Raw genomic sequence first — 24,988 nt, 5'->3', positions numbered from 1 at the left:
CGTCGCGTGGACACCGTCGTGCTCGACAAGACCGGCACCGTGACCACCGGTCAGATGAGGCTCACCGGCGTGCACACCGCCCCGGGGGTCGACGCCGACGAGGCGCTGCGGATCGCGGGTGCACTGGAGAACGCGTCCGAGCATCCGATCGCCAGGGCGATCGCGCGGGGAGACGTCGAACTGGTCGGCGAGCTGCCGGGCGTCGACGACTTCGCCAACGTCGCCGGTCTCGGCGTCCAGGGCATGGTCGACGGTCACGTGGTCCTGGTCGGGCGGGCGGCACTGCTCGAGCAGTGGAGCCAGGAGCTGCCGGAGGACTTGGCCAAGGTGCGCGCCGACGCGGAGAACCGCGGGGAGACCGCAGTGGCGGTGAGCTGGGACGGCGAGCCCCGCGCGGTGCTGCTGGTCGCCGACACCGTCAAGGAGACCTCGGCGGAGGCCGTGACCCGGTTGCGTGCCCTCGGGCTGCGCCCCGTCCTGCTCACCGGCGACAACGAGGCGGTGGCCCGTACCGTCGCCGCGCAGGTGGGCGTCGACGAGGTGGTCGCCGAGGTGCTGCCGCAGGACAAGGTCGACCAGGTCGCCAGGCTGCAGCGCGACGGCAGGGTCGTCGCGATGGTCGGTGACGGCGTGAACGACGCCGCCGCGCTCGCCCAGGCCGACCTGGGCATCTCCATGGGCACCGGCACCGACGTGGCGATCGAGGCGAGCGACATCACGCTGGTCCGCGGCGACCTGCGCGCGGCCGCCGACGCGATCCGGCTCTCCCGCCGGACGCTCGCCACCATCAAGGGCAACCTGTTCTGGGCGTTCGCCTACAACGTGGCCGCCCTCCCGCTCGCCGCGGCCGGCCTGCTCAACCCGATGATCGCCGGGGCCGCGATGGCGTTCAGCTCGGTGTTCGTCGTGGCGAACAGCCTGCGGCTGCGCCGGTTCCGCTGAGCCGGCGACGGGCCGGACCGGAGCGCCGGTCGGGCCCTGTCACGCGGTCGCGGCGGTCCCGAGCGCGTGCCAGGCGACCGTCCGTTCGAGGCCGGTGCGCAGGTTCGTCCGCGCCCGCCACCCGAGGTACTCGCACGCCGGCCCGGGATCGGCGACGAGGTCGCGGTCGCCGGGCCGGTCCCGCAGGCGCCCCCACCGCGGCGCGACGGGCGTGCCGAGAACGTCGGCGATCAGCGACACGACGACACGGATCGACACCGGCTCGCCCGTGCCGATGTCGAGGACGCGCCCGACCGCCCTCGGCTCGACGGCCGCGGCGAGCAGGGCGTCGACGGCGTCGTCGGCGTACACCCAGTCGAGCCGGCGGGTGCCGCTGGACAACGCGGGTGCGACGCCACCGAGGAGGCTCTCGACGACGTGGGGCACCAGCCTGGCGGCGTTCGGGTCGTCCGGGCCGTAGACCATCCCGAGCCGCGCGACGACGACCGGCAGGCGTGCGAGGTCGCGGAACAGGGTGGCGTACGTCGTCGTCGCGATCTTGGACGCCGCGTACGGGGAGGAGGCGCCCTCGCCCGGTTCGAGGCCGGCGTGCTCCTCGAGCGAACCGGCCAGCACCACCCGGCAGCCCGGGACGTCGGCAGCGGCGGCCATCACGTTCACCGCGCTCACGAGGTTGTCGTCCAGCATCGGCCCGACCAGCGCGAGGCTGCGGCCGCCCTCGGCGCGGCTCGCGAGGTGGACCACGACGTCGGGGCGCACCCGCCGCACGACGAGGGCGGTGGCCTTCGCGTCGGCGAGGTCGGCGCACCACCACCGCACGCCTGGCTGCGCGTGGGGTTGCGAGCGGCTGGTGGCGTGCACCTCGGCGCCGTTCGCCACCAGGCGGCGGACGACGTGGCGGCCGATGAACCCGCGGCCGCCGGTGACGAGGTGACGAGTCGGATCGGTGCGCATGAAGGCCTTCGCGGGAGTGGGCTGGTGGGGACCTGGCACCGAGTCTTCGCGGCCGACGCTGTGGCGACGCTGAACCCGGCCCGCCCGGCGTACCGTCGGCGGCGGGTGCGGTGGTCGCACCGGGGAGGACCGGGGGATGGGAGTGCCCGACGTCGAGCGCCTGCGCCGCTTCTGGGACCGCCACGCGGACTCCTACGACCGGCAGATGGCGTTCCTCGACCGCAAGCTGTTCGGCGACAGCAGGCGGTGGGCGTGCCGCGGCGCCGCCGGGGACGTGCTCGAGGTGGGCATCGGCACGGGCTTGAGCCTCGACGGCTACCCCACCGACGTCGCGCTCACCGGCGTCGACCTGTCCCCGCGGATGCTCGAGCACGCCCGCCGCCGGGCCGCCGCGACCGGCCGCCCGGTCACCCTGCAGGTCGGCGACGCGCAGCGGCTCGACTTCCCCGACGCCGCCTTCGACACCGTGGTGTGCACCTTCGTGCTGTGCTCCGTCCCGGACGAGCGCCGCGCGATCGCCGAGATGTGGCGCGTGCTGCGCCCGGGCGGGCGGCTGCGCCTGGCCGACCACGTCGTCAGCACGTCCGCGCCCGCCCGCGCGCTGCAGCGGCTGATCGAGCTGGTGTCGGTCCCCGTGGGCGGGGAGCACTTCCGCCGCCGCCCGGTCACCCACCTGCCCGGCCAGGGGTTCGCGGTCGAGCAGCAGGAGCGGTTCGCGCTGGGCATCGTCGAGCGGGTCGTCGCGCGGAAGCCGGCAACCGGTACCCGGGTACGGGCTTAGCGTGGCGGCGGAGGTGAGCGCGATGACGCGGCGGTCGAGCCGAACGCTGCGGTCGGGCGAGCTGGCGAGGGCCGCGGGGGTGAACGTGCAGACGCTGCGCTACTACGAGCGTCGCGGCCTGCTCCCCGAGCCGCGCCGCAGCCTGGGCGGGCACCGCGAGTACGACCAGGACGCCGTCACGGTGCTGCGGGTCATCCGCGGGCTGGCCCGGCTCGGGTTCACGCTCGCCGAGATCGCGGAGCTGATCGACGTCGGCTCCCACCGCGGGCCGCGCCCCGGCCTGCGCGAGGCCGCGACCGCCAAGATCGCCGAGGTCGACGCGAAGATCGAGCACCTGTCGCGGGTCCGCGCCGCGCTCGCGGCGGTGGTCGGCGCCGAGTGCAACGACCTCGCCGCGTGCTCGTGCGACCCGGCCTGCCCGATCCCGTTCACCGAGCTCGCACCCGCCCCGGACGCCCGGGCGCGGTGATCGGCGGCCGGGGGTGTCGAATCGGTCGGGTCCTCGGACGTCTCAGGGGCGTCGAGACGCCGACCCCGTGGGAGGACACGTGAAGTACGTGCTGATGTTCGCCGAGACAGCGCAGTACGCCGAGGAGCTCGCCGCGGCGAGCGACGCCGAGCGCCAGGCCGCCTACGAGGAGGTCGGGCGCTGGTTCGCCGAGCACGCCGCGCGGATCACCCACCACGTCCACCTCCAACCCCCGCACACGGCCACCACCCTGCGCCGGGACCACGGCCGCGTCGAGGTGACCGACGGGCCGTTCGTCGAGGGCAAGGAGATCGTGAGCGGGTTCGTCGAGGTCGAGGTCGCCGACCTGGACGAGGCGCTCGCCATGGCCCGCTCGTGGCCCGCCTGCCCGGTCGTCGAGATCCGCCCCGTCGACCCGTGACCGTTCCGCAGGACGAGCTGGCCCGGGTGGTGCGCGACCACGCGGGCCGGCTCGCGGCGACGCTCACGCACCTGCTCGGCGACTTCTCCGCGGCGGAGGACCTCGTGCAGGACGCGGTCGAGGCCGCGCTGCGGCGCTGGCCGGTCGAGGGCGTCCCGGACCGCCCGGACGCGTGGCTGTTCACCGTCGCCCGCAACCGCGGGCTCGACGTGCTGCGCCGCCGGGCCCGCCACCGCGAGAAGCTCGCCCAGCTGCGGTGGCCGGTCCGGGAGGAGCCGGACGACCGGCTGCGGCTGCTGTTCACCTGCTGCCACCCCGCGCTCCCGCGGCACGCGCAGGTCGCGCTCACCCTGCGCACGATCTGCGGGTTGACGACCGCCCAGATCGCCGCGGCGTTCCTCGTGCCGGAAGCCACCGTGGCGCAGCGGATCACCCGGGCGAAACGCAAGATCACCGACGCGGGCATTCCCTACCGCGTCCCGTCCGACGCCGAGCTGCCGGAGCGGCTGAACGAGGTGCTCACCGTCGTCTACCTGCTCTACAACGAGGGCTACCTGTCCTCGACCGGCGACTCCGCCTGCTCGCGGCGCCTCGCCGAGGACGCCGAATGGCTCGCGACGTCGCTCGCCTGGACACTGCCCCGCGAGCCCGAGGTCCTCGGGCTGCTCGCCCTGATCCGGCTCCACCAGGCGCGCGCCGCCGCGCGGTTCGACGGGTCGGGGCGCATCGTCCCGCTGCCCGAGCAGGACCGGAGCCGGTGGGACCACGCCGCCATCGCCGGTGCGGGGCGGCTGATCGCGCGGGCCGCCGCCCTCGGCCGGCCCGGGCCTTACCAGCTGCAGGCCGCGATCGTCGCCTGCCACGCCGAGGCGCCGGGCTTCGCCGACACCGACTGGGCACAGATCGTCGTGCTCTACGACATGCTGCTCACGCTGGCCCCGTCCCCGGTCACCCGGCTGCAGCGCGCGATCGCCCTGCGCCACCTCGCGGGGCCGGCGGCGGCGTTGGAGGAGGTGTCCGCGCTCGCCGACCAGCTCGACCGCTACCCGCTCCTGCACGCCACCCGCGCCGAGCTGCTCAGGGCGCTCGGCGCGGCGGACGAGGCGCGGGAGGCCGACCGCCGCGCGCTCGACCTCACCGCGAACCCCGCTCAGCGCGCGCTGCTCGAGGAGCGCCTCGGCGGGGTCTGATCGCGTCGCCACGGGGCCCGCCCGAGGAAGGCCAGCATCCGGGTCTGCTCGTCGCTGCCGTCGGGCGGCGCGAGCTCCGGCCCGAAGAAGCCCGGGCGGCGCACCGCGTGCGCGCGGGCCCAGTCGAACGCGAGGGTGACGAGCGCCGGGTCGAGCCGCACGTCCCGGCCGAGGGCGTGCCCGACGTCCCACGTGTGCGCCACGAGGTCGGTCGTGAGCAGCGTGACGACGGCGCCGAGCGGGACCTCGCCGATGCCCGTGATCGACGTCGTCCGGGCGAGCGCCTCCGGGTTCAGGGTCGCCGTCGATCCGGCGCGGGCGGCCCGCCAGGCCGCAACCGGGTCGGGGCCGGCCAGCTGGGCCGGGTTTGGTGCGCCCGGGGCGCCCCGCTGATCCGGGTGGTCCTCCCCGGTCGCCCAGGCCCGCAACTGGTGCTGCCCCCAGATCGCGTGGCCCGCCACGTCCCGCACCGTCCACTCCGCGCACTCCGACGGTGCGTCCCACTCGTCCGGTCGCACCTCGGCCAGCACCGCCTCGAAGTCGTCCTGGGCCTTCCGGTAGTCCTGCAACGCATCCACGGGTCGTCCTTCCGCTCGGGATCCGACAACCCGCAGACGAACCAGCGCCCGCCGATCTCGACAGCCGGCACCCCGGTGTTCGCTGGTTTCCTCTAGACTTCCTTCTTTGGCCTAACCAAGGGAAGTTGAGATGACACAGCTGTACTCCGTGGAGGAGGTCGCGGCGCTGCTCGGGCTCCACGTGAAGACGGTGCGGAGCTACGTGCACGACGGCAAGCTCGACGCCGTCCGCATCGGACGGCGGTACCGGATCCCGGCCGAGGCGCTCGAGGCCTTCACCGGCCGCGCGGTCGCCCCTCCCCGGCGGGGTGCAGCGGTCGAGGTCTCGAGCGTCGTCCAGATCGACGACGTCGACCGCGCGCTGGCCGACCGCATCTCCACGCTCGTGGTGAGCAGCCTGGGCGGCGCGCCGAACGACGACGGGCGGCTGCGCGTCGAGTCGTCCTACGACCCCGCACGGTCGCGCCTGAAGCTGATCGTGCTCGGCGGCCCGCAGAGCACGGCCGAGCTGCTGCGGCTCGTCGGCGCGCTCGTGGAGGACCGGTCGTGACGGGCATCTACACCTCGCAGGCCGGTGCCCGCGCCGTCGAGGAGACCTACCGGCGGCTGCTCGCGGGCTGGCCGGTGCCCGCCGAGCACCTGCGCGTGCCCACCCGCGAGGGCGAGACCTTCGTCGTCGCCTCCGGCCCGCCGGACGCGCCGCCGCTGGTGCTCCTGCACGGCTCCGGCTCCAACGCGTCGATGTGGGCGCCCGACGTGGCGGCGTGGTCCGAGCGCTTCCGGGTGTACGCCGTCGACGTCATCGGCGAGCCGGGCCGCAGCGCCCCCGCGCGACCCGCGCTGTCGTCCGGGGCGTATCCGCGCTGGCTGGGCGACGTCCTCGACGCCCTCGGCGTCGCCCGCGCGGCCGTCGTGGCCGTCTCGCTGGGCGGGTGGCTCGCGCTCGACTTCGCCACCCGGTACCCCGAGCGCGTACGGCGCCTCGCGCTGCTGACCCCGGTCGGCGTCGCCCCCGCACGGGCCGCAGGGGTGCTCGCCGCCGTGGCGGTGAAGCCGTTCGGCGCGTGGGGGACGCGCGCGTCCGTGCGGCTGCTCCTCGGCCCGGAGGCGCGCAGGCAGGAGGCGTCCGCGGAGTTCGTCCGGCTCCTGGCGCGGCACTACCGCTACCGCATGGAGCCGGTCCCCGTGGTCGACGACGCCGCGCTGCGCCGCGCCACCATGCCGGTGCTGGCGGTCCTCGGCGCCCGCGACGCGCTCGTGCACACCCCGCGCACGGCGCGCCGGCTCGTGCGGCTGGTGCCGTCGGCCACGGTCCGGGTCCTCCCCGGCGTGGGGCACCTGCTGCCCCCGCAGACCGCGCCGGTGCTGCAGTTCCTCACCGCCGCGGCCTGACGCGCTACGCGCGCAGGGCCGCGTCGCGGGCGATCCGGTCGGCCCGGCGCGTGGTCTCCGGCAGGCGGTGCCGGGCGAGCCGCAGCACGTGCTCGCACGCGGCGTCGAGGCCGATGCGGTGCCCGACGGACACGAATACCGGGCGGACGCCGTGCTGGGTGCGCAGCGCCCGCCCGATGACCTCGTCACCGTCGAGCTGCGGCGTCCACGAACCCCGGGCGGGCTTCGGCATCTCGAACGGCACCGGCGGCGACTTCGCCACGCCGATCGTCGGCACGTCGGTGAGCAGCCCGACGTGGCAGGCCAGGCCGAAGCGGCGCGGGTGCGCGACGCCCGCGCCGTCGCACAGGATCAGGTCGGGCACGCGCTCGACCGACTCCAGCGCGGCGGTGACGGCGGGCAGCTCGCGCAGGGCGAGGAGGCCGGGCTCGTAGGGGTGACCGGCGGGGGCGCAGGCCGTGCGCGTCTCGACCGGCCGCAGCGTGGTGGCGTCCAGCACCACCACCGCGGCCACGACGTCGTCGGTGCCCTCGCGGTGCGCCACGTCGATGCCGGCGACCGTGCGCAGGTCCGCCGGGCCGTCACCGGTGGCGTGGACGAGCGCGCTCAGCTTCTCCTGCTGCGCCACGGCCTCGTCGCGCGTGGTCGGAGGCGGCCCGAGGGGATGCAGGTGCACGTCGGCGGAGGCTAGCGGTTTCCACCCCGTCGGTCACCGGTCGAGATCGATCAATCCAAGATCGACATCACCCGGAAGCCGGCCGGCTCGCCTGCCCCGCGGCGGGCGAACTCCTCGTCCCCCATCGCGAAGGTCCGGCGGCGCAGCGAAGCTCGTCGGTCCGATGCGGGAACCGCGAGGCGGTGACCGAACCGGAACGATCGGGTACACCTGCAGTGTGAGCGAGCACGAGGAGAAGGTCCTGGTGCCGGCGCTGGTCGGCCTGGAGGTGAGCGACGCGCACGAGCTCGCCTTCGAGGCCAGGGTCGTCGTGGTCACCGCCGACCCCGACGAGCCGCTTCCCGTCACGGGCACCGTCATCGCGCAGACGCCGCCCGCAGGCACGAGGGTCCCGCCGGCCGCTCCGGTCGCCATCGCCGTCGACTCCGGCGGGGGCGGGGGCGGAGGCGGGGGCCGCCGGCTCACGACACCGCCACCGGGGCCGCGCGACCCGTCCGGCACGAAGACGCCCGCGTGACCCCGGCGGGAAACGCGGGCGCGCCGACCGCGCGGTCCTGTTAGGGTCCCCCGCGTGGCAGCCGCAGGGGACGACGACATCTCCGGGTGACCCGGAGCCCGTCGCCGATTCCCTCTCCCCCACGCCGTGGAGGCTGCCGCATGTCGATCGTCTGCTCGCACCTGTCCTTCTCCTGGCTCGACGACACCCCGGTGTTCCAGGACCTCTCCGCCACCGTCGGATCCGGCCGCACGGGGCTCGTCGCCCCCAACGGCGCCGGGAAGACCACGCTGCTCAAGCTGATCGCCGGGACCCTGCGGCCCACCGGCGGCTCGGTCACCGTCGACGGGGTGCTCGGGTACCTGCCGCAGGAGCTGCCGTTCACGGCCGCGCTGACCGTGGCCGAGGTGCTCGGGATCGCCCCGGTGCTCGCGGCGCTGCGCGCCGTCGAGTCCGGTGACGCGAGCGAGGAGCACTTCACGACGATCGGCACCGACTGGGACGTCGAGGAACGCACCCGGGCCCAGCTCGACCGGCTCGGCCTCGGCGACGTCGCGCTCGACCGGCGGCTCGGGACCCTGAGCGGCGGCCAGGCCGTCTCCCTCGGTCTGGCCGGGCAGCTGCTCGCGCGGCCCGACGTCCTGCTGCTCGACGAGCCCACCAACAACCTCGACCGCGACGCCCGCCGCAGGCTCGCCGCCGTGCTCGACGACTGGAGCGGCTGCCTGCTGCTGGTCAGCCACGACCGCGCCCTGCTCGACCGGGTGGACCGCATCGCCGAGCTGCACCGCGGCGAGATCCGCTTCTTCGGCGGCGGCTTCACGGCCTACACCGAGGCGGTGGCCGCCGAGCAGGAGGCCGCCGAGCGGAGCGTGCGCACCGCCGAGCAGGAGGTCAGGCGGGAGAAGCGGGAGATGCAGCAGGCGCGGGAGCGGGCCGCGCGACGGGCGAGCACGGCCGCGCGCAACGTCAAGGACGCCGGGCTGCCGAAGATCCTCGCCGGGGCGCGGCAGCGGCGGGCCCAGGAGTCGGCCGGGAAGGCCGACGGCACCCACGCCGCGCGGGTCTCGGCGGCGCAGGCCCGGCTCGACGAGGCCGAGCAGGGCCTGCGCGACGAGCAGAGGATCGTGCTCGAGCTGCCCGGCACCCGCGTCCCGGCCGGGCGCACCGTGTTCGCGGGCGAGGGCATCCGGGTGCGCGACCTGTTCGCGGGCCGCGGGGTGGACCTCACGATCCGCGGGCCCGAGCGGATCGCCCTCACCGGGCCCAACGGGGCGGGCAAGTCCACCCTGATGCGGGTGGTCCAGGGCGAGCTCGAGCCCGACGCGGGCACGGTGAGCCGCGCCGACGGGCGGATCGCCTACCTCTCCCAGCGGCTGGACCTGCTCGACCCGGACCGGACGGTCGCCGAGAGCCTCGCCGCCGCCGCGCCCGCGATGCCGCCCTCGCGGCGGATGCACCTGCTCGCCCGCTTCCTGTTCCGGGGCGCGCGCATCCACCTCCCGGTGGGCGCGCTCTCCGGGGGCGAGCGGCTGCGGGCCACGCTCGCGTGCGTCCTGTTCGCCGAGCCCGCGCCCCAGCTGCTGCTCCTCGACGAGCCGACGAACAACCTCGACCTCGTCAGCATCGGCCAGCTGGAGAGCGCGCTCGCCGCGTACGAGGGCGCGTTCGTGGTGGTGAGCCACGACGAGCGCTTCCTCGCCGAGATCGGGGTGGGCCGGTGGCTGCGGCTCGCCGACGGCCACCTGCGCGACACCGGCGCCCCCTGACCGCGACTCGCGCGCCCTCAGCCCGCGACTCGCCGAGGCCCCGGCGAGTCGCGGGCTGGGTGTCCGCGAGTCGCGGGCTGGGCGTCCGCGAGTCGCGCGCTCAGTGCGGGTGAGTCGCGAGCCGGGTGCGGACGCCGACCGCCGCGACCGCACGCTGCACGTCCTCCTGCACCAGGTCGGCGTTCAGCGCGATGGCGGCGGCGCAGCCCGCGCCCGCCGCCGTCACGACCTGGGCGCGCGGGTCCACGACGTTCCCCGCCGCCCACACGCCGGGCACGCCGGTGCGGCCGGTCGGGTCGGTGCGGACGCGGCCGGCGTCGTCGGTCGCGCAGCCGAGGCCCGTCAGCAGCTCCGCACGGGGGACGAACCGCGGTGCCACGAACAGCGCCGACCTCGGCACCACCCGCCCGTCGGCGAGCTCGACGCCGCGCAGGACGTCGCCGTCCACCACGAGGCCGGTCACCTCGCCGTCGGCGATCCGCACGCCGCGGGCGACGAGCTGCTCGCGCTCGCCCGCCGACAGCTCGGTGCGGTGCGGGAAGAACACCGTGTCCGCCGACCACTGCGGCAGCAGCAACCCCAGGTGCAGCGAGCCGAGGACGCCGATCGGCCGGTCGCGCACCTCGTACCCGTGGCAGTACGGGCAGTGCAGCACGTCGCGACCCCACCGCGCGCGCAGACCCGGTACGTCGGGCAGCTCGTCGCGCAGGCCGGTGGCGACGAGCACCCGGCGAGCTCGCAGCGCGCGGCCGCCGGCGAGGAGCACGGCGAAGCCCGGCTCGATCCGGACCACCCGATCCGTGACGAGCGCGCCGCCGTAGCCCACCACCTCGGCGCGGCCCACCTCGAGCAGCCGCCCCGGCGCCATACCGTCGCGAGAGAGGAAGCCGTGCACGTGGGCGGCGGGCGCATTGCGGGGTTCGCCCGCGTCGACCACCGCCACCCGGCGCCGGGCCCGCGCGAGCACCACCGCCGCGTTCAGCCCGGCGGCACCGCCGCCGATCACCACCACGTCGAAGGAGTCCATGCCCGCAGCGTTCGCCCGCCGGCCCGGATTCGGCAAAGTTCCTTGCCGTTTCCGGGACGGCGGCGTTGCCTGGCACCGTGCAGGACACACCGACGATCAGGAGCGCCCTCGCCGAGGTCGGCCCGCGGCTGCGGAGGTTGCGGACCCAGCGCGACATCACCCTCACCGCGCTCGCCGAGGCCACCGGCATCTCCACGAGCACCCTGTCGCGGCTCGAGTCCGGCGCGCGGAAGCCCAGCCTGGAGCTGCTCCTGCCGATCGCGGTCGCGCTGCAGGTGCCGGTCGACGAGCTGATCGGGACGCTGCGGGTCGCCGACCCCCGGGTGCACACCAGCCCGCGCCGGGTGGACGGGCGCACCGTGCTCCCGCTGACCCGCCACCCCGGGCCGCTGCAGGCGTTCAAGCTCACCATCCCGGCCGACCAGCACGAACCCCGCCTCGTGACGCACGACGGGTACGAGTGGCTCTACGTGCTGTCCGGGCGCCTGCGGCTGTGCCTCGCCGACCACGACCTCACCCTCGGCCCCGGCGAGGTCGCCGAGTTCGACACCCGGCTGCCGCACTGGTTCGGCAGCGCGGGGCGGGGCCCCGTGGAGATCCTCAGCCTGTTCGGCCGCCACGGGCAGCGCATGCACGTCCGCGCCCGGCCGCGCCGCTGACCGCGACCCCGGGCTCCCGCCCGGACGCGCCTGCACCCAGCCCACGACTCGTCCACACCGGACCGCGACCCGCGGACACCCAGACCGACCGCGACTCGCGGACACCCAAACCCCGACTCGCCGGCACCCAGACCCCGACTCGCCAGCACCCAGAGCGCGACTCGCCCACACCGAGACCGCGACTCGCGGGCACTCGGCGCGCGACTCGCCGGGGTCAGGGGGTGGCCTGGACCGGGGCGCGGTGCCGTGCGGTGAACTCCATGTCCCGGGTGAGGTCGCCGAAGCGGGTGGTCACCAGGTCGATCGGGTAGCTGTGGCGCAGCACCCACGGCCCGGCCGCACCCTGCTTCGGCAGCAGGTGCTCGGCCCGCCGCACGTAGCCGGAGGTCAGCGCGAGCAGGGGCCGGGTGTCGCCCCTGCCGTCGAACCGCGGCGTGGCCGCGCCGTAGCCGTGCTCGTCCATGTGCGCGAGCAGCCGGCAGACGTAGCGCGCGGTCAGGTCGGCCCGCAGCGTCCAGGACGCGTTGACGTAGCCGATGCAGATCGCGAGGTTCGGCACGCCGGACAGCAGGCAGCCGCGGTAGACGACCGTGCGCCCCGGATCGACCTCGGCGCCGTCGACCGTGATCCGGATGCCGCCGCAGACCTGCAGCTGCAGCCCGGTCGCCGTCACGACGACGTCGGCGGCGAGCTCGCGGCCGGAGTCGAGGCGGATCCCGTTCTCGGTGAACGTGGCGATCGTGTCCGTGACGACCTCGACGCGGCCGGCCCGCATCGCGCGGAACAGGTCGCCGTCCGGCACGACGCACAGGCGCTGGTCCCACGGCCGGTAGCGGGGGGTGAAGTCGCGGTCGATGACGGTCCGGTCGGGGATCTGGCGCTCGAGCCCCGCCCGCAGGACCCGTTTCGCCAGGTTCGGCGCGACGCGGGTGAGGTGGTAGAAGCCCGCGTTCACGGCCACGTTCTTCCAGCGGACGAACCGCTGGGCCCACGCGGGCACCCGGTCGACGAGCCGGTCGGTGCCGGGCAGCGAGATGAGGTAGCTCGGGGAGCGCTGAAGCATGGTCACCTGCGCCCCGCGCTCGGCGAGGGCGGGCACGAGCGTGACGGCCGTGGCCCCGCTGCCGATCACGACGACCCGCTTTCCGGCGCAGTCGAGGTCCTCGGGCCAGTGCTGCGGGTGCACCACCGTGCCCCGGTAGTCGCCGATGCCGGGGAACTCGGGCAGGTAGCCCCGGTCGTAGCGGTAGTAGCCGGTGCCGAGGAAGAGGAAGTCGCAGGTGTAGCGCTCCGTGCCGCCGCCGGTGACCTCGACCTGGACGCTCCACCGCTGCTCGTCGCTCGACCACGCGGCCGCGGTGACCCGCCTGCCGAAGCGGATGCGCCGGTCGATGCCGAACTCCGCCGCCGTCTCCTCGACGTAGCGCCGGATCGACGCCCCGTCCGCGATCGACGTCGCCGAGCGCCACGGCCGGAACGGGAACCCGAGCGTGTACATGTCCGAGTCGGACCGGATGCCCGGGAACCGGAACAGGTCCCAGGTGCCGCCGATCGCGTCCCTGGCCTCGAGGATCGCGTAGCTGCGGCGCGGGTGCTCGGTCTGCAACCGGTAGGCGGCGTCGATCCCGGAGATGCCTGCGCCGACGACGAGGACGTCGAAGTGCTGGTCCACGGGCGCTCCCCCCTGACGGGATCTACCTGCCCCGCATCATGCCCCACGCCGCCGCCGCGCGACGACCGCGCCGACGAGCCCGGCCACCACCACCGCGGCGGCCCCGAGCGCCACCCAGCCGGCGGGCGCGATGACGGTCTTGGCGGCCGGCGCGGCCGCGGTCGGCGCCGCCTCGCCGGGCGGGGGCGCGATCTGCGCGTACCGCGGCCCCGGTTCCGGGTCGCCCGCGACCGTCACGTCGAGCTCGATCGGCACGGGCGCGGCCGCCTCGGGGTCCTCCGCGGCGGGCCCGACCTGGACCGCGATGTAGTAGGCGCCCGCGACGCTCTGCGTCCGCACAGCGTTGTCGTCGGCGGTGCGGTTGTTGTAGCGCACTCCGACGGTGGTCAGCGCGGGCTCGTTCGCGGGGAGCACGGTCTCGGAGCCCGTGTAGCTCGTGTTGTCCGAGTCGATCTCCTCCCGCGACGGGGCGTAGACGACGGTCGAGACGGGCGACAGGTTGCGCAGGGTCCGGCCGGGGGTCTCGGCGAACCGCACGCGGTAGGCGAGCCCCTGCCCCCAGTCGAGCTCCACCCGGTAGAACACGAACTCCCCGCGCTGCAGGGTGTCGGTGTAGCGCCCCGGGCCGTCCAGCTCGGCGGCGACGTTGAACGAGCCGCCCCCGACGACCGACCGGGCCGGCCCCTGCGGTTCGACGAAGTCCGGCGCGGGCAGCACCGCGGCCGGCCCCGGGTCGGTGACCGGCGGCTCCACCAGGACGAGCAGCTCGACGGGCAGCCGCTCCGGCACACCGCTCGACACCCGGTCCCAGGTGAGCGCGAACGTGTAGCGGCCCCCGCCCCGGCACTTGTCGCCGGTCGCGCTGCCCGTGTCCGGTTCGGTCGCGCCGGTCCACGTCGACTCGACGGTCAGCGCCTCGCCGTGGCTGGAGTTCGTGGCCTGCTCGCTGGTGAACTCGTGGCAGTCCTCGCCGTCCTCGCCGAAGGTGCGCAGTTCCAGCACGTTGAAGTCGCTGGTGGCGCTGACGCCGGACAGGCGCGGGAACGACACGGTGGCGCTGAAGTACGCCGTGGCGCCCTCCGGGACGTCCACCGCGTAGTGGCGCTGCTCGTGCCGGCCGATGGTGTCGAGGTGCTGGCCCGGCGCGGCGACGGGCGCCGCCGCCACGGTGGGCGCACCGGTGATCGGCGTGCCGGCGGGCTCGTAGTTGCGCAGCGCGGACCCGGCGACGCGCGGCAGCACCCGGCGCAGCGCGTCGGCGTCCGGGGCGTCGGTGTAGGTGCCGCCGGTGGCCTGGGCGATGCAGCTGAGCTCGGCGCGCGCCTCGTCGTCGACGCCGAACCCGACGGCGTGCACCACCAGGTCGACGCCCTGGCCCGCCAGCGTGCGGACCACCTCGCACGGTTCCGGCGGCGCGCAGGTGTCGACCCCGTCGGAGACGAGCACGATCGAGCGCGGCCCCTCCTGCGGCAGCTCCTCGGCCGCCACCTGCAGCGACCGCCCGATCGGCGTGTACCCGCGCGGGGTGAGGTCGTCGACGGCGGCGCCGAGGCCCGCCCGGTCGAGCGGGCCGACGGGGCGCACGACCGTGACGTCCCGGCAGCCCTGATCACGTTCGGCGTCGGAGTTGCCCGTCGACGTGCCGTACGCGGCGAGGCCGACGGGGGCGCCGTCCGGCGCGGCGTCGAGGAAGGCGTGCACGGCCTGCCGCGCGGCGTCCATCCTGGTGCCGCCCGCCGGGTCGGCACCGTTCATGGACCCGGACGCGTCGAGCACCACCATCGTGGGCGCGAGCCCGTCACCCGGCTCCTGGGCCTGCGCGGATGCGGGAGCCACCCAGGCGCACACCAGGACGGCGAGCGCGCCCAGGAAGCTCATCTGACGAGTGCACACGGCGGCCGAGTCTCGCACGAGCACCGTGGGCCGGATGGCGCCCGGGTTCAGCCGAAGCGGTCCGGCCGGTAACGGTGCAGGTCGAGGCGGGGTGGCTCGCCGAGCACCACCTCGGCCACGAGCGCGCCCGCGAGCGGGGCCATGGTCAGGCCGGTCGGCCCGAACCCGGTGGCGAGCACGATGCGGGGGTGCCGGGGCGGGGTGGAGCTCAGGGGTCCGAGCAGGGGCAGCCCGTCCGGGCTCGCGGGACGGAAGCCGACCCGGGTCTCCAGCAGCGTCGCGTCGTGCAGCCCGGGCGCGGCGCGCAGCGCCTGCTCCAGCACCTCGAGCTGCCCGGCGGCGGTCACCCGGTGGTCGAACCCGCTGCCGGTCTCCCGCGTGGCCCCGGCGACGACGCGTCCGCCCGGGAACGCCAGCAGGTAGTGGTCGCTGTCGACGGAGGTCACCACCGGCCACCGGTCGGTCTCGTCCGGCACCCCGAGGTGGGTGATCTGGCCCCGCTGCGGCGCCACGGGCAGGTCGACGCCGAGCGGGGCGAGCAGCTCGCGGCTCCACGCCCCGGCCGCCACGACCACGGCGTCGGCGCCGCGCGGCTCACCGCCCACCCGCACGCCCTCGGCGGACAGGACCGCCGTCCCGGTCTCGAGCCGCGCCCCGCGCCGCCGGGCGGCGTCGAGCAAGCAGGCCCGCAGCTGCCGTCCGTCCACCCGCGCGCCGCCGCTGACGTGCACGGCCGCGAGGTCCGGCCGCAGCGGCGGGAACAGCTCGCTCGCCCGCCCGGGCTCCAGCAGCTGCGCCTCGCCCGCGGCCGGGTGCTGCGCCGCCCGCGCCGCCGCCCGCTGACGCAGCCGTCGCAGCACGGCCTCGTCCCGGCCGACGACGAGGCCGCCGACCACGGCGTAGGACGACGGCTGGTCGGTGTCCTCGGCGAGCTCCGCGACGAGCCGCCGGTAGTAGCTCGCCGAAGCCCCGGAGAAGGCGAACAGCTCCTCACCCGCCGTCGCCCACGGCGAGACGATCCCGGCCCCCGCCGCCGTCGCGAGCCCGCGCCGTTCGTCGTCGACCACGACCACCTCGACGCCCCGCCGCGCGAGGTGATAGGCGGCGGACGCCCCCGCGATCCCGGACCCGACCACCACGACCCGCATGGGCGAGATCGTCGCACGGCTGCGCTCAGTCGGGGGTGGCCGCCGCCCCGGCGAACTGGCTCTCGTAGAGCGCCGCGTAGGCGCCGCCACGGGCCACGAGCTCGTCGTGGGTGCCCTGCTCGACGATCCGCCCCGACTCCATCACGAGGATGAGGTCGGCGTCGCGGATGGTCGAGAGGCGGTGCGCGATCACGAAGCTCGTGCGGTCGGTGCGCAGCGCGGCCATCGCGCGCTGCAGGAGCAGCTCGGTGCGGGTGTCCACCGAACTGGTGGCCTCGTCGAGGATGAGCAGCGTGGGGTCGGCGAGGAACGCCCGCGCGATCGTGATGAGCTGCTTCTCCCCCGCGCTGACGTTGGAGCCCTCGTCGTCGATCACGGTGTCGTAGCCGTCGGGGAGGCTGCGCACGAACCGGTCGACGTAGGTGGCCCGCGCCGCGGCGAGGATCTCCTCCTCGGTGGCGTCCGGCTTGCCGTAGGCGATGTTGTCGCGGATCGTGCCGGCGAACAGCCACGTGTCCTGCAGCACCATGCCGATGCTCGAGCGCAGGGTGGCCCGGTCCATGGTGGCGATGTCGGTGCCGTCGAGCGTGATGCGGCCCGCGTCCAGCTCGTAGAACCGCAGGATCAGGTTCACGAGCGTGGTCTTGCCCGCCCCGGTGGGGCCGACGATCGCGATCGTCTGCCCCGGCTCCGCGGTGAGCGAGAGGTGCTCGATCAGCGGCTGGTCCGGCCGGTAGCGGAACGAGACGTCGGAGAACACCACCCGGCCGCAGCGGGTGGCGGGCGCGGCGGGCCGCTCCGGGTCGGGCACCTGCTCCTCGGCGTCGAGCAGCTCGAACACCCGCTCCGCCGACGCGACGCCCGACTGCAGCAGGTTGATCATCGAGGAGACCTGCGTGATCGGCTGGGTGAACTGGCGGGAGTACTGCACGAACGCCTGCACCTCGCCGAGGCTCATCGCGCCCGACGCCACCCGCAGGCCCCCGACCACGGCCACGAGCACGTAGTTCAGGTTCCCGATGAACATCATCGACGGCATGATGATCCCGGAGATGAACTGCGCGAGGTAGCTGGCGCCGAACAGCTGCTCGTTCCGCCGGGCGAACTCGGCCTCGACGTCGCGCCGCCGCCCGAACACCCGCACCAGCTCGTGGCCGGTGAAGGCCTCCTCGATGTGCGCGTTGAGCTCCCCGGTGTGGCGCCACTGCGCCACGAACTGCTTCTGCGACCGCGTCATGATCGCCCGCGAGACCAGCAGCGACAGCGGGACCGACACGATCGCCACGAGCGCGAGCAGCGGTGAGATCACCAGCATCGCCACCAGCACCCCGACGATGGTGAGCAGTGAGGTGAGCAGCTGCGACATCGTCTGCTGCAGGCTCTGGGAGACGTTGTCGATGTCGTTGGTGACGCGGCTGAGCAGCTCGCCGCGCGGCTGGCCGTCGAAGTAGGACAGCGGCAGCCGGTTGATCTTGTCCTCGACGTCGCGGCGCAGGGCGAAGATCGTGCGCTGGACCACGCCGTTGAGCAGGTAGCCCTGCAGGTAGGCGAACAGCGACGCGGCCACGTAGATCACCATGACGGCCACGAGCACCTGGACCAGCAGGGTGAAGTCGACGCCCCGGCCCGGCACGACCCCGGCGCCCTCGAGGACGTTCGCGTAGGCGTCGTTGCCCGCCGCCCGCTCCGCCGCCGCGACCTCCGCGACCGACGCGCCCGGCTCGAGCCGCTGCCCGATCACCCCGGCGAAGATCACGTCCGTGGCGCGGCCGAGCACGAGCGGCCCGACCGAGGACAGGGCCACGCTGAGCACCGCGAGCACGACGACCGCGAGCACCCGCAGCCGCTCCGGCGCGAGCCTGCCCAGGAGCCGCCGCGCCGACGGACCGAACGCGAGCGACCGCTCCGCGGGCATGCCCATCCCGGCCCACGGCGGCCCGCCGCGGCGCTGGGCCGACATCTCGCGCGCGGCGCGATTGGTGTCCGCGGCGGGGTTCGGCCGGGTCATGCCACTTCCTCCGGGGTGAACTGGGACGCGACGATCTCTGCGTAGGTCGGGCACCCGGCGAGCAGCTCGTCGTGGGTGCCGATCCCGACCACGGCGCCGTCGTCGAGCACGACGATCTGGTCGGCATCGCGGATGCTCGCCACCCGCTGGGCGACGACGACCACGGTCGCGGTGGCCGTCACCGGCGCGAGCGCCGCGCGCAGCCGGGCGTCGGTGGCGAGGTCGAGCGCGGAGAACGAGTCGTCGAACAGGTAGATCTGGGGCCGCCGCACGAGCACGCGGGCGATCGAGAGGCGCTGGCGTTGACCGCCGGAGACGTTCGTGCCGCCCTGGGCGATCGGGGTGTCGAGCCCGTCCGGCATGGCGCGCACGAAGTCGGCGGCCTGCGCCACCTCGAGCGCCGCCCACAGCTCCTCGTCGGTGGCGTCCGGGTTGCCGTAGCGCAGGTTGCTCGCCACGGTGCCGGAGAACAGGTACGGCTTCTGCGGCACGATGCCGACCCGGCTCCACAGGTACTCCTGGTCGAGGTCGCGCACGTCGACACCGTCGACGAGCACCGCGCCCTCGGTCGCGTCGAACAGCCGCGGCACGAGCCCCAGCAGGGTGGTCTTCCCGGCGCCGGTGCTGCCGACGATCGCCGTGGTCGTGCCCGGGCCCGCGGTGAATGAGACGTCGCGCAGCACGGGCGCGTCGGCACCCGGGTAGGCGAACCCGGCGCCGCGCAGCTCCAGCACCCCCGTCGGCGCTGCCGGGGTGACCGGACGGGCGGGCGGCACCACCGACGACTCGGTGTCGAGCACCTCGACGATCCGCTCGGCGCACACCGCGGCGCGCGGGATCATCATCGTCATGAACGTGGCCATCATGACGGCCATCAGGATCTGGATCAGGTAGGCGAGGAACGCCGTCAGCGCCCCGATCTCCATCTGGCCGGCGTCGATGCGGCCCGCGCCGAACCACAGCACGGCGACGCTCGACGCGTTCAGCACCAGCATCACGGTCGGGAAGATCAGTGCCTGCAGGCGGCCGACGTGCAGGGCGACGTCGGTGAGGGCGGTGTTCGCGGCCGCGAACCGGGCCGTCTCCTGTGGCTCCCGCACGAACGCGCGCACGACCCGGATGCCCGTGATCTGCTCGCGCAGCACCCGGTTGACCTCGTCGATCCGGGCCTGCATCGCGCGGAAGCCGGGCATCATCCGCAGGATCAGCGAGCCGATCGCGAGCACCAGCACCGGCACGCAGACCAGCATCAGCCAGGACAGGTGCGTGTCCTCCCGCAGCGCCATGACCACGCCGCCGAAGCACATGATCGGCGCCGCGACCATCATCGTGCAGGTCATCAGCACCAGCATCTGCACCTGCTGCACGTCGTTGGTGCCGCGCGTGATCAGCGACGGGGCGCCGAAGCGGTTCACCTCGCGGACGGAGAACTCCCCGACGCGGTGGAACAGCGCCGCTCGCACGTCGCGGCCGAAGCCCATCGCGGTGCGGGCCCCGAAGTAGACCGCGGCGATCGAGCAGACGATCTGCACGAGCGTCACCGCGAGCATCCAGCCGCCGACCGACATGATGTAGGCGGTGTCGCCGCGGGCGATCCCCCGGTCGATGATGTCGGCGTTGAGGCTCGGCAGGTACAGCGACGCCATCGTGCCGCAGAACTGGAGCACCACGACCGCGGCGAGCGGCCGAGCGTAGGGGCGCAGGTGCGCCCGCAGCAGGCGGATCAGCATCCGGGGGCCTCCGCGGTGGTGGTGGGAGCGAGCAGCCCGTCGAGCACCACCTCGACGACCTCCTCGGTCGACAGCGGTCGGCCGAGCGAGATCAGCGGGTGCGTCGAGGAGAACACGAGCATCCGCAGGACGTGGGCGAGGTGGTCGGCGGGCACGCGCAACGCGGCCGCGTCGGCGCCGACGATGTCGACGACCGCCGCGCGGTAGGCGGCGTCGGCCTCGGCGGCCGGGCCGCGCTGCGACTCGTCGGGCGGTCCGGGCCAGCCGAGCGCCTCGAGCAGCCCGAAGACCTCGGCGAACCGGCGCTGCAGCACGTCCACGACCGCAGCGAGCCGGGGCCGCAGGGGCAGGGAGCGGTCGATCGCGGCCAGCTCGCGCCGCGTGGCCTCGGGGTCGAACGCCTCGGCGAGCGCCGCCCGCACCAGCGACTCCTTGTCCGGGAAAACCCGGAAGATGGTGCCCTCCGCGACGCCGGCCGCCTCGGCGATCTGCCGCGTGGTGACGGCGGTGCCGTGCTTGCGCACCAGCGGGACCGTCGCCGCGAGGATCGCGGCACGGCGCGCGGAAGGCGCCATCCGCGGCGCGCGGCGGGAGGACGGGGACACCGCGCCCACGGTAATGAGTGGCCACTCACTAGCCAACTCGATTTCGCCGCCGGCGAAGGTGGTGGCCCCCGATGTCAGGAAAGCCACATTCCTGAACCTGGGCGTCAGGAAAGCCACATCCCTGACGCCCGGGCGGAGGAGAACCCGGGCCGAGGTCGCCGGGTGGCCCCGCTGAGGGGGACGGGGCCACCCGGCAGGTGGGCCGGCGGGCACCCCGAGCTGCCCGGCGACCCACGTCGGTGCCTCACCCGCCGAGGAGCCTCCCGGTGACGCCCTCGACCGTGTCGACCAGCGCGCCGACCAGCCGGCCGACGAGGCCGGGCTGCTCCTCCGGCCGGTCGGGGGACTGCTGCGGCGGCTGCGGCGCCGGGGCGGCGGCCGCGGGTGGGGCGCTCGGCGGCGTCGGCGGGCTCGGCGAGGGGCGCGGGCCGTCGGTGGCCCGGGCTGCGTCGTCGTCCGCGTCGTCGGGGCGCGGCCGATCCGCCCGGTCGCCGGGATCACGCCGGTCGTCCGTCCGGTCCTCCGCCTCGTCCTCCGGCGCGGCCGGGGCGGTCGACGGGCGCGGGGCGGACGCCGCGGGACGGGGGCCGTCGTCGCCGGGCGCGGGCCGCGGCGTCCGGGGGGCGGGCCGCGGCGTCCCGGGGGCGGGTCGGCCGGCCGCGAGGCCGGGTGCGGGGCCGCCGCCCGGCGGGCGGCGTGGCGCACCGGCCGCGGGCGGTTCCGCAGGGCCGCCGGTGCCGTCGGCCTCTTCGGAAGTCACCTCGGGTGAGGGCGGCGCCGGCACCGGAGCCGGCGCGGCGACGGCGGGCGGGGCGGCGACCACGTCCACCCGCCCGGCCGGCGGGGACGTGGTGGCGACGGCCGCCACGCCGAGGGCGCTCGCCGCGACCAGCAGCGCGCCCGCGCCGACCGTCCGGCGCAGCCGCTCCTGGCGGCGCCGCAGCGCCCCGATCAGCAGGTCCACCACGACGAACGCCACCAGGCCGAGCCCGAACGCCGGCATCAGCCAGGCGAGCACGACGGTGACCAGGACGACCGGCACCCCGATCGCCGGGGTGAGCCCGCGCAGCGCGGGCGGCGGCGCCTCCGGCAGCCGCGCCTCGCCGTACGGGTTGCGCCGCCACCACATCCGGTAGCCGAGCAGGATCACCACGATGGTGGCGATCACGATCAGCACCAGCACGACCTGGTTGGCGACGCCGAACAGGGTGCCGGTGTGCGCCTGCACGCCCAGCTCGACGACCCGCGCGAGGAACGGGTAGTCCTCCCATCCGATCCGCTCGGTGACCTGGGCGGTGTAGGGGTCGACCGTGATCGCGTCCTTGCGGATCGGCAGGCCGGGCGAGACCTCGGCGACCGTGTACGGCCGGTCGGGCGCGGTCGGCGCGGAGACGCGCAGCTCGCCGGTGAGCCCCTCGGCCCGCGCCAGCTGCAGCACCCGGTCCACGCCCACGGGGCGGACGCCGAAGGGCACCTCGACCGGGGCGGCAACCAGCTCGGGCGCCCGCACCTGCGGCAGCCCCCACCCGGCGAACCGGCTCATCGTCAGGCCGGTGCCGCTCAGCACGAGCAGGCCGACGGTCAGCCAGACCCCGAGCGGCCCGTGCACGGCGCGCATCCGCGCCTGCTCCCCCTTGCCCCGCGGCCACGGCGTCAGCAGCTCGCGCACGCTGCGGCGGCGCCGCCCCTGCTTGGCCACCCACAGCACCAGCCCGCCGACGACGAGCGCGGGCACCCAGCTCGCGGCCACCTCGGAGTAGAGCCGCCCGAGTTCACCGAGGTGGAGGTCGGCGTGCAGCTGGCGCAGCCAGACGTTGGCCGGCATCCGGCCGTCGACGGTGGTGAGCTCACCGCTGATGAAGTTGGTGTACGGGTCGACGAACACGCTGCGCGCCTCGCCGGGCCGGGTGAGGTTCGGCACCGCCAGGTCGACCCGCGTGGTGCGGTCCGGGGCGGGCGGGGGCACGACCGCGCGCAGCTGGCCCTCCGGGTGGGCGGCGAGCGCCGCGGCGACCTGCTCGCCGACCGGCCGGGGCGCCCCGCGCACCTCGGGGACGAACAGCTGGTTCGCGTAGAGGTCCTCGTGGATCTGCGGGCTCACCGCGTACACCAGCCCGGTCAGGCACAGCAGGAGCAGGAACGGCGCCACGAGGATCCCGGCGAGGAAGTGCACGCGGCGGGCGAGCGGGCGCAGCTGCGCGACGGAGCCGGCGAACGGCCCGCCCCGCAGCCGGACGGTGCGGGCCTCGGCCGGGTCCGGCCGGGCCTCGTGCCGCGGGCTCATCGCGCGACCTCGGCGGGGGCGGGCCCGCCGTCGGGCTGGGCGAGCAGCGCCGACCCGGACGCGGGCACGGCCGACCCGAGCAGCGCCGCGGCGACGGCGGCCGCGGCGATCGCGGCGAGCCGGCGCAGGCGCGCCCGCCCGGACGCGTCGCGCCCGCGGGCGCCGGCGCGCCTGCGCACCCACCAACGGCCGGCGAGCCCGGTGGCGGCCGACAGCACGCCCAGCACGAGCAGCGCGACCAGCCGCCAGCCCGCGGCCGCGACCGGGGCGATCACGAGCAGCAGCACGCCCGCGACCGGCATGAGGCGGGCGAGCCGCGGCACCGCGAGCCGCAGCACGGCATCGCCCGCGGTGCGCATCAGCACCCACAGCAGCACCGGCCCGCCGGCACAGACGGCCACGGCGAGCAGCAGCGCGACCTCCGCGGCGACCGCGAGCGGGGGGTGCCCCGGCCGGGCGAGCGCCCAGGTGGCCGCGGGCGCGGCGGCGACGGCGAGCACCGCGGCGGAGCGGATCCCCCGCTGCGCCGGGTCGGCGGTGTACGGGCCGGTCAGCCACTGCACGAGCGCGGCGGTGACCGGGACGAGCACGAGCAGGCGCACCAGCAGGGCCCCGCCGATCTCCGACGCGAACCCGGCCGCCACGACCGCGGGGTCGAACGCCTCGGTGACCGGGAGCCGGGCGGCGTAGCCGCCGAACGTGACGGCGGCGCCGAGGGTCGCCACGACCAGCCCGCACCACGCGTAGGTGATCGGCCGGCGCGCCGGCGGGTGATCGACCCCGGCCGGCCAGGCGGCGGCGAGCGCGAAGGCCAGACCGGTGCCGAGCGCGAACGCCGCCGTGGCGGCGATGCGGAAGACGTCGTGGAGCGCGCCGACGACCGGGCTCGGCCCGGCCGGGACCTGTGGGACGGCAACGGGCGGGGTCGGGGCGAACACGTGGAACCGCGACGAGCCGGTGATCGGCTCGAGCGTGCTGGACGGCACCGACCAGGCCACCGAGTACGTGCCGCCGTAGCGGGTGAGCGGCATCGGCACCGCGACGGAGTTCTCCTCGCCCGCGACGGGCTGCGGTGGCCCCTCGACCACCTGGTCACCGGAGGGGACGGTCATGCGCACCGTCACCAGGCCCGCGGGCACCGGCCGGTCGAAGGTGAGCCGCACCTCGTCCGGGGACTTGACGGTGGCGCCGTCGCTCGGCGACACCGAGACCAGCGCCGGGTCGCCGGTGCCGGTGGGCGGCGCGAGCAGCAGCGCGCCCCAGGAGGCGGCGATCACGAGGAGCAGTCCGAGCAGGCCGCGCCCCCAGCGCGGCCGGGCGGTCCGTGCTGCCGGGGTCATCGGCGCCCCACCTCGATCCGGTGCCGCGCCGCCGGCTCGCCGGTCACCCGGCGCCGGGCCGGGCGCGTGCGCCGCTCCTGCTGCCGGTACCCCAGCACGCCGCCGACGCCCGCGACGAGCACCCCGGCGGTGAGCAGGAGCCAGGGCAGCGGGCCCGGTCCCCCGCCCGATCTCGGCACGGGTGCCGCCGCGGGGGCGCCCGCGGGCACCGGCGCGGGTGCGGCCGGGGCCGCACCGGGCTGCTCGGCCGGGGCGGCGCCGTCGACCGGGGTGCCGTCGACCGGGGCGATGACGACGGTCGGGGCGCCGGGCCAGCCCGGCCGCTCGGCCGGGGCGGTCCACCGGTCGACGCTGCCGTCCGCGTAGCCCTGGGCGGCGCCGAGCACCAGCCGCCCGCCGCCGGGCGGGAGCGGGCCCGCGGTGACGAGGAACTGCTCGAACCGGCGGGGCGCCACCTCGCCGCCGGTCCACACGATCGACGCGACGGCCTCGTCGACCTCCTCGCCGCCGATCTCGACCGGCGGGTCGACCGGGCGCATCTCGACCCGCGCGCGCCACGAGCCGACGCGCGCGACCTCGACGCGCGGGACCACGACGTCGTCTCCGAAGGTGAGCTCGAGCCGGGTGGTCACCAGGTCGGGCTGTTCGTTGGACAGGCGGACGGCGAAGGTCTGCGTGCCGCCGCCCTCGACCGACCCGGGAACGACGGTCACCCGCGCCGACGCCGACGGCGCGAACGCCAGCATGCCGATCATCGACACGACGGCGGTCGCGAGCGCCGTGGCGAGCGTCGCCGCGAGGCGTCGGGGACTGGATCTCCGGCCGCAGGCCATGGGGGAACTCCCTCGAGCGGACGGTGCGGCCCGGCTGCGGGGCCGGGCCGCGACCGCGGTGGTGGGACGAACTCGGTGCGGTCCGGGGCCGGGGAGCAGCCCCGGACCGCACCGTTTGTCG

At 75.8% G+C, this 24,988-nt stretch carries 23 protein-coding genes; 10 read left to right on the top strand and 13 right to left on the bottom strand.

Translation table 11 applies throughout. The annotated features are described in order from the left end of the window. Nucleotides 1-942: heavy metal translocating P-type ATPase (locus VKZ81_RS02780; protein WP_324239782.1), on the top strand; the 942-nt coding region annotated here is incomplete at its 5' end. A gap of 39 nt (nt 943-981) precedes the next feature. Here the strand turns inward: VKZ81_RS02780 and VKZ81_RS02775 are convergent. Next, complete coding sequence (locus VKZ81_RS02775) at nt 982-1,896, bottom strand: NAD-dependent epimerase/dehydratase family protein (protein ID WP_324239781.1); 915 nt, start codon at nt 1,894-1,896, stop codon at nt 982-984. Between the two features lie 136 nt (nt 1,897-2,032). Here VKZ81_RS02775 and VKZ81_RS02770 point away from each other — a divergent pair, with 136 nt between their 5' ends. The 4 genes from VKZ81_RS02770 (at nt 2,033) to VKZ81_RS02755 (ending at nt 4,757) form a co-directional block, all read left to right on the top strand. Then, complete coding sequence (locus VKZ81_RS02770; RefSeq protein WP_324239780.1) at nt 2,033-2,677, top strand: class I SAM-dependent methyltransferase; 645 nt, start codon at nt 2,033-2,035, stop codon at nt 2,675-2,677. A 22-nt stretch (nt 2,678-2,699) separates the two neighbouring features. Then, nucleotides 2,700-3,146, top strand: a complete 447-nt coding sequence (locus VKZ81_RS02765) for a MerR family transcriptional regulator (protein ID WP_324239779.1) — start codon at nt 2,700-2,702, stop codon at nt 3,144-3,146. Between the two features lie 79 nt (nt 3,147-3,225). Beyond that, complete coding sequence (locus VKZ81_RS02760) at nt 3,226-3,567, top strand: YciI family protein (protein ID WP_324239778.1); 342 nt, start codon at nt 3,226-3,228, stop codon at nt 3,565-3,567. Beyond that, on the top strand, nt 3,564-4,757 hold the full coding sequence (locus VKZ81_RS02755; RefSeq protein ID WP_324239777.1) for an RNA polymerase sigma factor: 1,194 nt from the start codon (nt 3,564-3,566) through the stop codon (nt 4,755-4,757). The genes VKZ81_RS02760 and VKZ81_RS02755 overlap by 4 nt, the downstream gene beginning before the upstream one ends. Here VKZ81_RS02755 and VKZ81_RS02750 read toward each other — a convergent pair. Further along, on the bottom strand, nt 4,718-5,335 hold the full coding sequence (locus VKZ81_RS02750; protein ID WP_324239776.1) for a TIGR03086 family metal-binding protein: 618 nt from the start codon (nt 5,333-5,335) through the stop codon (nt 4,718-4,720). The genes VKZ81_RS02755 and VKZ81_RS02750 overlap by 40 nt on opposite strands. 130 nt (nt 5,336-5,465) lie before the next feature. Between VKZ81_RS02750 and VKZ81_RS02745 the strand changes: the two genes are divergently transcribed. Further along, nucleotides 5,466-5,885, top strand: a complete 420-nt coding sequence (locus tag VKZ81_RS02745) for a helix-turn-helix domain-containing protein (RefSeq protein ID WP_324239775.1) — start codon at nt 5,466-5,468, stop codon at nt 5,883-5,885. Beyond that, nucleotides 5,882-6,727 carry an alpha/beta fold hydrolase gene (locus tag VKZ81_RS02740; RefSeq protein WP_324239774.1) on the top strand — a complete coding sequence of 282 codons (846 nt, stop codon included), beginning with the start codon at nt 5,882-5,884 and terminating at the stop codon, nt 6,725-6,727. The genes VKZ81_RS02745 and VKZ81_RS02740 overlap by 4 nt, the downstream gene beginning before the upstream one ends. Nucleotides 6,728-6,731: 4 nt before the next feature. Here the strand turns inward: VKZ81_RS02740 and VKZ81_RS02735 are convergent, their stop codons facing one another. Further along, nucleotides 6,732-7,403, bottom strand: a complete 672-nt coding sequence (locus tag VKZ81_RS02735) for an endonuclease V (RefSeq protein ID WP_324239773.1) — start codon at nt 7,401-7,403, stop codon at nt 6,732-6,734. Nucleotides 7,404-7,620: 217 nt separating this feature from the next. Here VKZ81_RS02735 and VKZ81_RS02730 point away from each other — a divergent pair, with 217 nt between their 5' ends. Beyond that, nucleotides 7,621-7,920 (top strand): PASTA domain-containing protein, encoded by a 300-nt coding sequence (locus tag VKZ81_RS02730; protein WP_324239772.1) that lies wholly within the window; start codon nt 7,621-7,623, stop codon nt 7,918-7,920. A 140-nt stretch (nt 7,921-8,060) separates the two neighbouring features. Continuing rightward, nucleotides 8,061-9,668, top strand: coding sequence for an ABC-F family ATP-binding cassette domain-containing protein (locus VKZ81_RS02725; protein ID WP_324239771.1), 1,608 nt, complete (start codon nt 8,061-8,063; stop codon nt 9,666-9,668). A 100-nt stretch (nt 9,669-9,768) separates the two neighbouring features. On the opposite strand, the gene VKZ81_RS02720 is transcribed toward VKZ81_RS02725, so the two are convergent. Further along, complete coding sequence (locus VKZ81_RS02720; protein WP_324239770.1) at nt 9,769-10,695, bottom strand: NAD(P)/FAD-dependent oxidoreductase; 927 nt, start codon at nt 10,693-10,695, stop codon at nt 9,769-9,771. Between the two features lie 95 nt (nt 10,696-10,790). Between VKZ81_RS02720 and VKZ81_RS02715 the strand changes: the two genes are divergently transcribed. Then, complete coding sequence (locus tag VKZ81_RS02715) at nt 10,791-11,354, top strand: helix-turn-helix domain-containing protein (protein ID WP_324239786.1); 564 nt, start codon at nt 10,791-10,793, stop codon at nt 11,352-11,354. 214 nt (nt 11,355-11,568) lie between these two features. On the opposite strand, the gene VKZ81_RS02710 is transcribed toward VKZ81_RS02715, so the two are convergent. The 9 genes from VKZ81_RS02710 to VKZ81_RS02670 form a co-directional block, all read right to left on the bottom strand. Further along, a complete protein-coding gene (locus VKZ81_RS02710) occupies nt 11,569-13,026 on the bottom strand; it encodes a flavin-containing monooxygenase (RefSeq protein WP_324239769.1) in 1,458 nt (485 codons plus the stop codon). A gap of 36 nt (nt 13,027-13,062) precedes the next feature. Continuing rightward, nucleotides 13,063-14,904: a vWA domain-containing protein gene (locus VKZ81_RS02705; protein WP_324239768.1), complete on the bottom strand. Its 1,842-nt coding sequence runs from the start codon at nt 14,902-14,904 to the stop codon at nt 13,063-13,065. 62 nt (nt 14,905-14,966) lie between these two features. Beyond that, nucleotides 14,967-16,067: an NAD(P)/FAD-dependent oxidoreductase gene (locus tag VKZ81_RS02700; RefSeq protein ID WP_324239767.1), complete on the bottom strand. Its 1,101-nt coding sequence runs from the start codon at nt 16,065-16,067 to the stop codon at nt 14,967-14,969. A 25-nt stretch (nt 16,068-16,092) separates the two neighbouring features. Beyond that, nucleotides 16,093-18,075: an ABC transporter ATP-binding protein gene (locus VKZ81_RS02695; RefSeq protein ID WP_414709320.1), complete on the bottom strand. Its 1,983-nt coding sequence runs from the start codon at nt 18,073-18,075 to the stop codon at nt 16,093-16,095. Beyond that, nucleotides 18,072-19,805, bottom strand: a complete 1,734-nt coding sequence (locus tag VKZ81_RS02690; protein ID WP_324239766.1) for an ABC transporter ATP-binding protein — start codon at nt 19,803-19,805, stop codon at nt 18,072-18,074. Before VKZ81_RS02690 ends, VKZ81_RS02695 begins: the two co-directional genes overlap by 4 nt. After that, nucleotides 19,799-20,410 (bottom strand): TetR/AcrR family transcriptional regulator, encoded by a 612-nt coding sequence (locus VKZ81_RS02685; RefSeq protein ID WP_324239765.1) that lies wholly within the window; start codon nt 20,408-20,410, stop codon nt 19,799-19,801. Before VKZ81_RS02685 ends, VKZ81_RS02690 begins: the two co-directional genes overlap by 7 nt. Nucleotides 20,411-20,654: 244 nt before the next feature. Next, on the bottom strand, nt 20,655-22,694 hold the full coding sequence (locus VKZ81_RS02680; protein ID WP_324239764.1) for a PepSY domain-containing protein: 2,040 nt from the start codon (nt 22,692-22,694) through the stop codon (nt 20,655-20,657). Continuing rightward, nucleotides 22,691-24,034: a copper resistance CopC family protein gene (locus tag VKZ81_RS02675; RefSeq protein ID WP_324239763.1), complete on the bottom strand. Its 1,344-nt coding sequence runs from the start codon at nt 24,032-24,034 to the stop codon at nt 22,691-22,693. The genes VKZ81_RS02680 and VKZ81_RS02675 overlap by 4 nt, the downstream gene beginning before the upstream one ends. Continuing rightward, complete coding sequence (locus VKZ81_RS02670; protein WP_324239762.1) at nt 24,031-24,867, bottom strand: DUF1775 domain-containing protein; 837 nt, start codon at nt 24,865-24,867, stop codon at nt 24,031-24,033. Before VKZ81_RS02670 ends, VKZ81_RS02675 begins: the two co-directional genes overlap by 4 nt. Nucleotides 24,868-24,988 lie beyond the last annotated feature (121 nt).

The sequence above is a fragment of the Pseudonocardia sp. genome, from assembly GCF_035305885.1.
Classification (GTDB): domain Bacteria; phylum Actinomycetota; class Actinomycetes; order Mycobacteriales; family Pseudonocardiaceae; genus Pseudonocardia.
The sequence above is the reverse complement of the archived record's forward strand: the minus strand, read 5'-3'. Positions and strand labels throughout refer to the sequence as shown.

Coding starts and splice junctions, on each gene's coding strand:
- VKZ81_RS02775 (WP_324239781.1), bottom strand. CDS start 1,896: ATGCGCACCGATCCGACTCGTCACCTCGTCACCGGCGGCCGCGGGTTC.
- VKZ81_RS02770 (WP_324239780.1), top strand. CDS start 2,033: ATGGGAGTGCCCGACGTCGAGCGCCTGCGCCGCTTCTGGGACCGCCAC.
- VKZ81_RS02765 (WP_324239779.1), top strand. CDS start 2,700: ATGACGCGGCGGTCGAGCCGAACGCTGCGGTCGGGCGAGCTGGCGAGG.
- VKZ81_RS02745 (WP_324239775.1), top strand. CDS start 5,466: ATGACACAGCTGTACTCCGTGGAGGAGGTCGCGGCGCTGCTCGGGCTC.
- VKZ81_RS02725 (WP_324239771.1), top strand. CDS start 8,061: ATGTCGATCGTCTGCTCGCACCTGTCCTTCTCCTGGCTCGACGACACC.
- VKZ81_RS02720 (WP_324239770.1), bottom strand. CDS start 10,695: ATGGACTCCTTCGACGTGGTGGTGATCGGCGGCGGTGCCGCCGGGCTG.
- VKZ81_RS02705 (WP_324239768.1), bottom strand. CDS start 14,904: ATGAGCTTCCTGGGCGCGCTCGCCGTCCTGGTGTGCGCCTGGGTGGCT.
- VKZ81_RS02700 (WP_324239767.1), bottom strand. CDS start 16,067: ATGCGGGTCGTGGTGGTCGGGTCCGGGATCGCGGGGGCGTCCGCCGCC.
- VKZ81_RS02695 (WP_414709320.1), bottom strand. CDS start 18,075: ATGACCCGGCCGAACCCCGCCGCGGACACCAATCGCGCCGCGCGCGAG.
- VKZ81_RS02690 (WP_324239766.1), bottom strand. CDS start 19,805: ATGCTGATCCGCCTGCTGCGGGCGCACCTGCGCCCCTACGCTCGGCCG.
- VKZ81_RS02680 (WP_324239764.1), bottom strand. CDS start 22,694: ATGAGCCCGCGGCACGAGGCCCGGCCGGACCCGGCCGAGGCCCGCACC.
- VKZ81_RS02675 (WP_324239763.1), bottom strand. CDS start 24,034: ATGACCCCGGCAGCACGGACCGCCCGGCCGCGCTGGGGGCGCGGCCTG.
- VKZ81_RS02670 (WP_324239762.1), bottom strand. CDS start 24,867: ATGGCCTGCGGCCGGAGATCCAGTCCCCGACGCCTCGCGGCGACGCTC.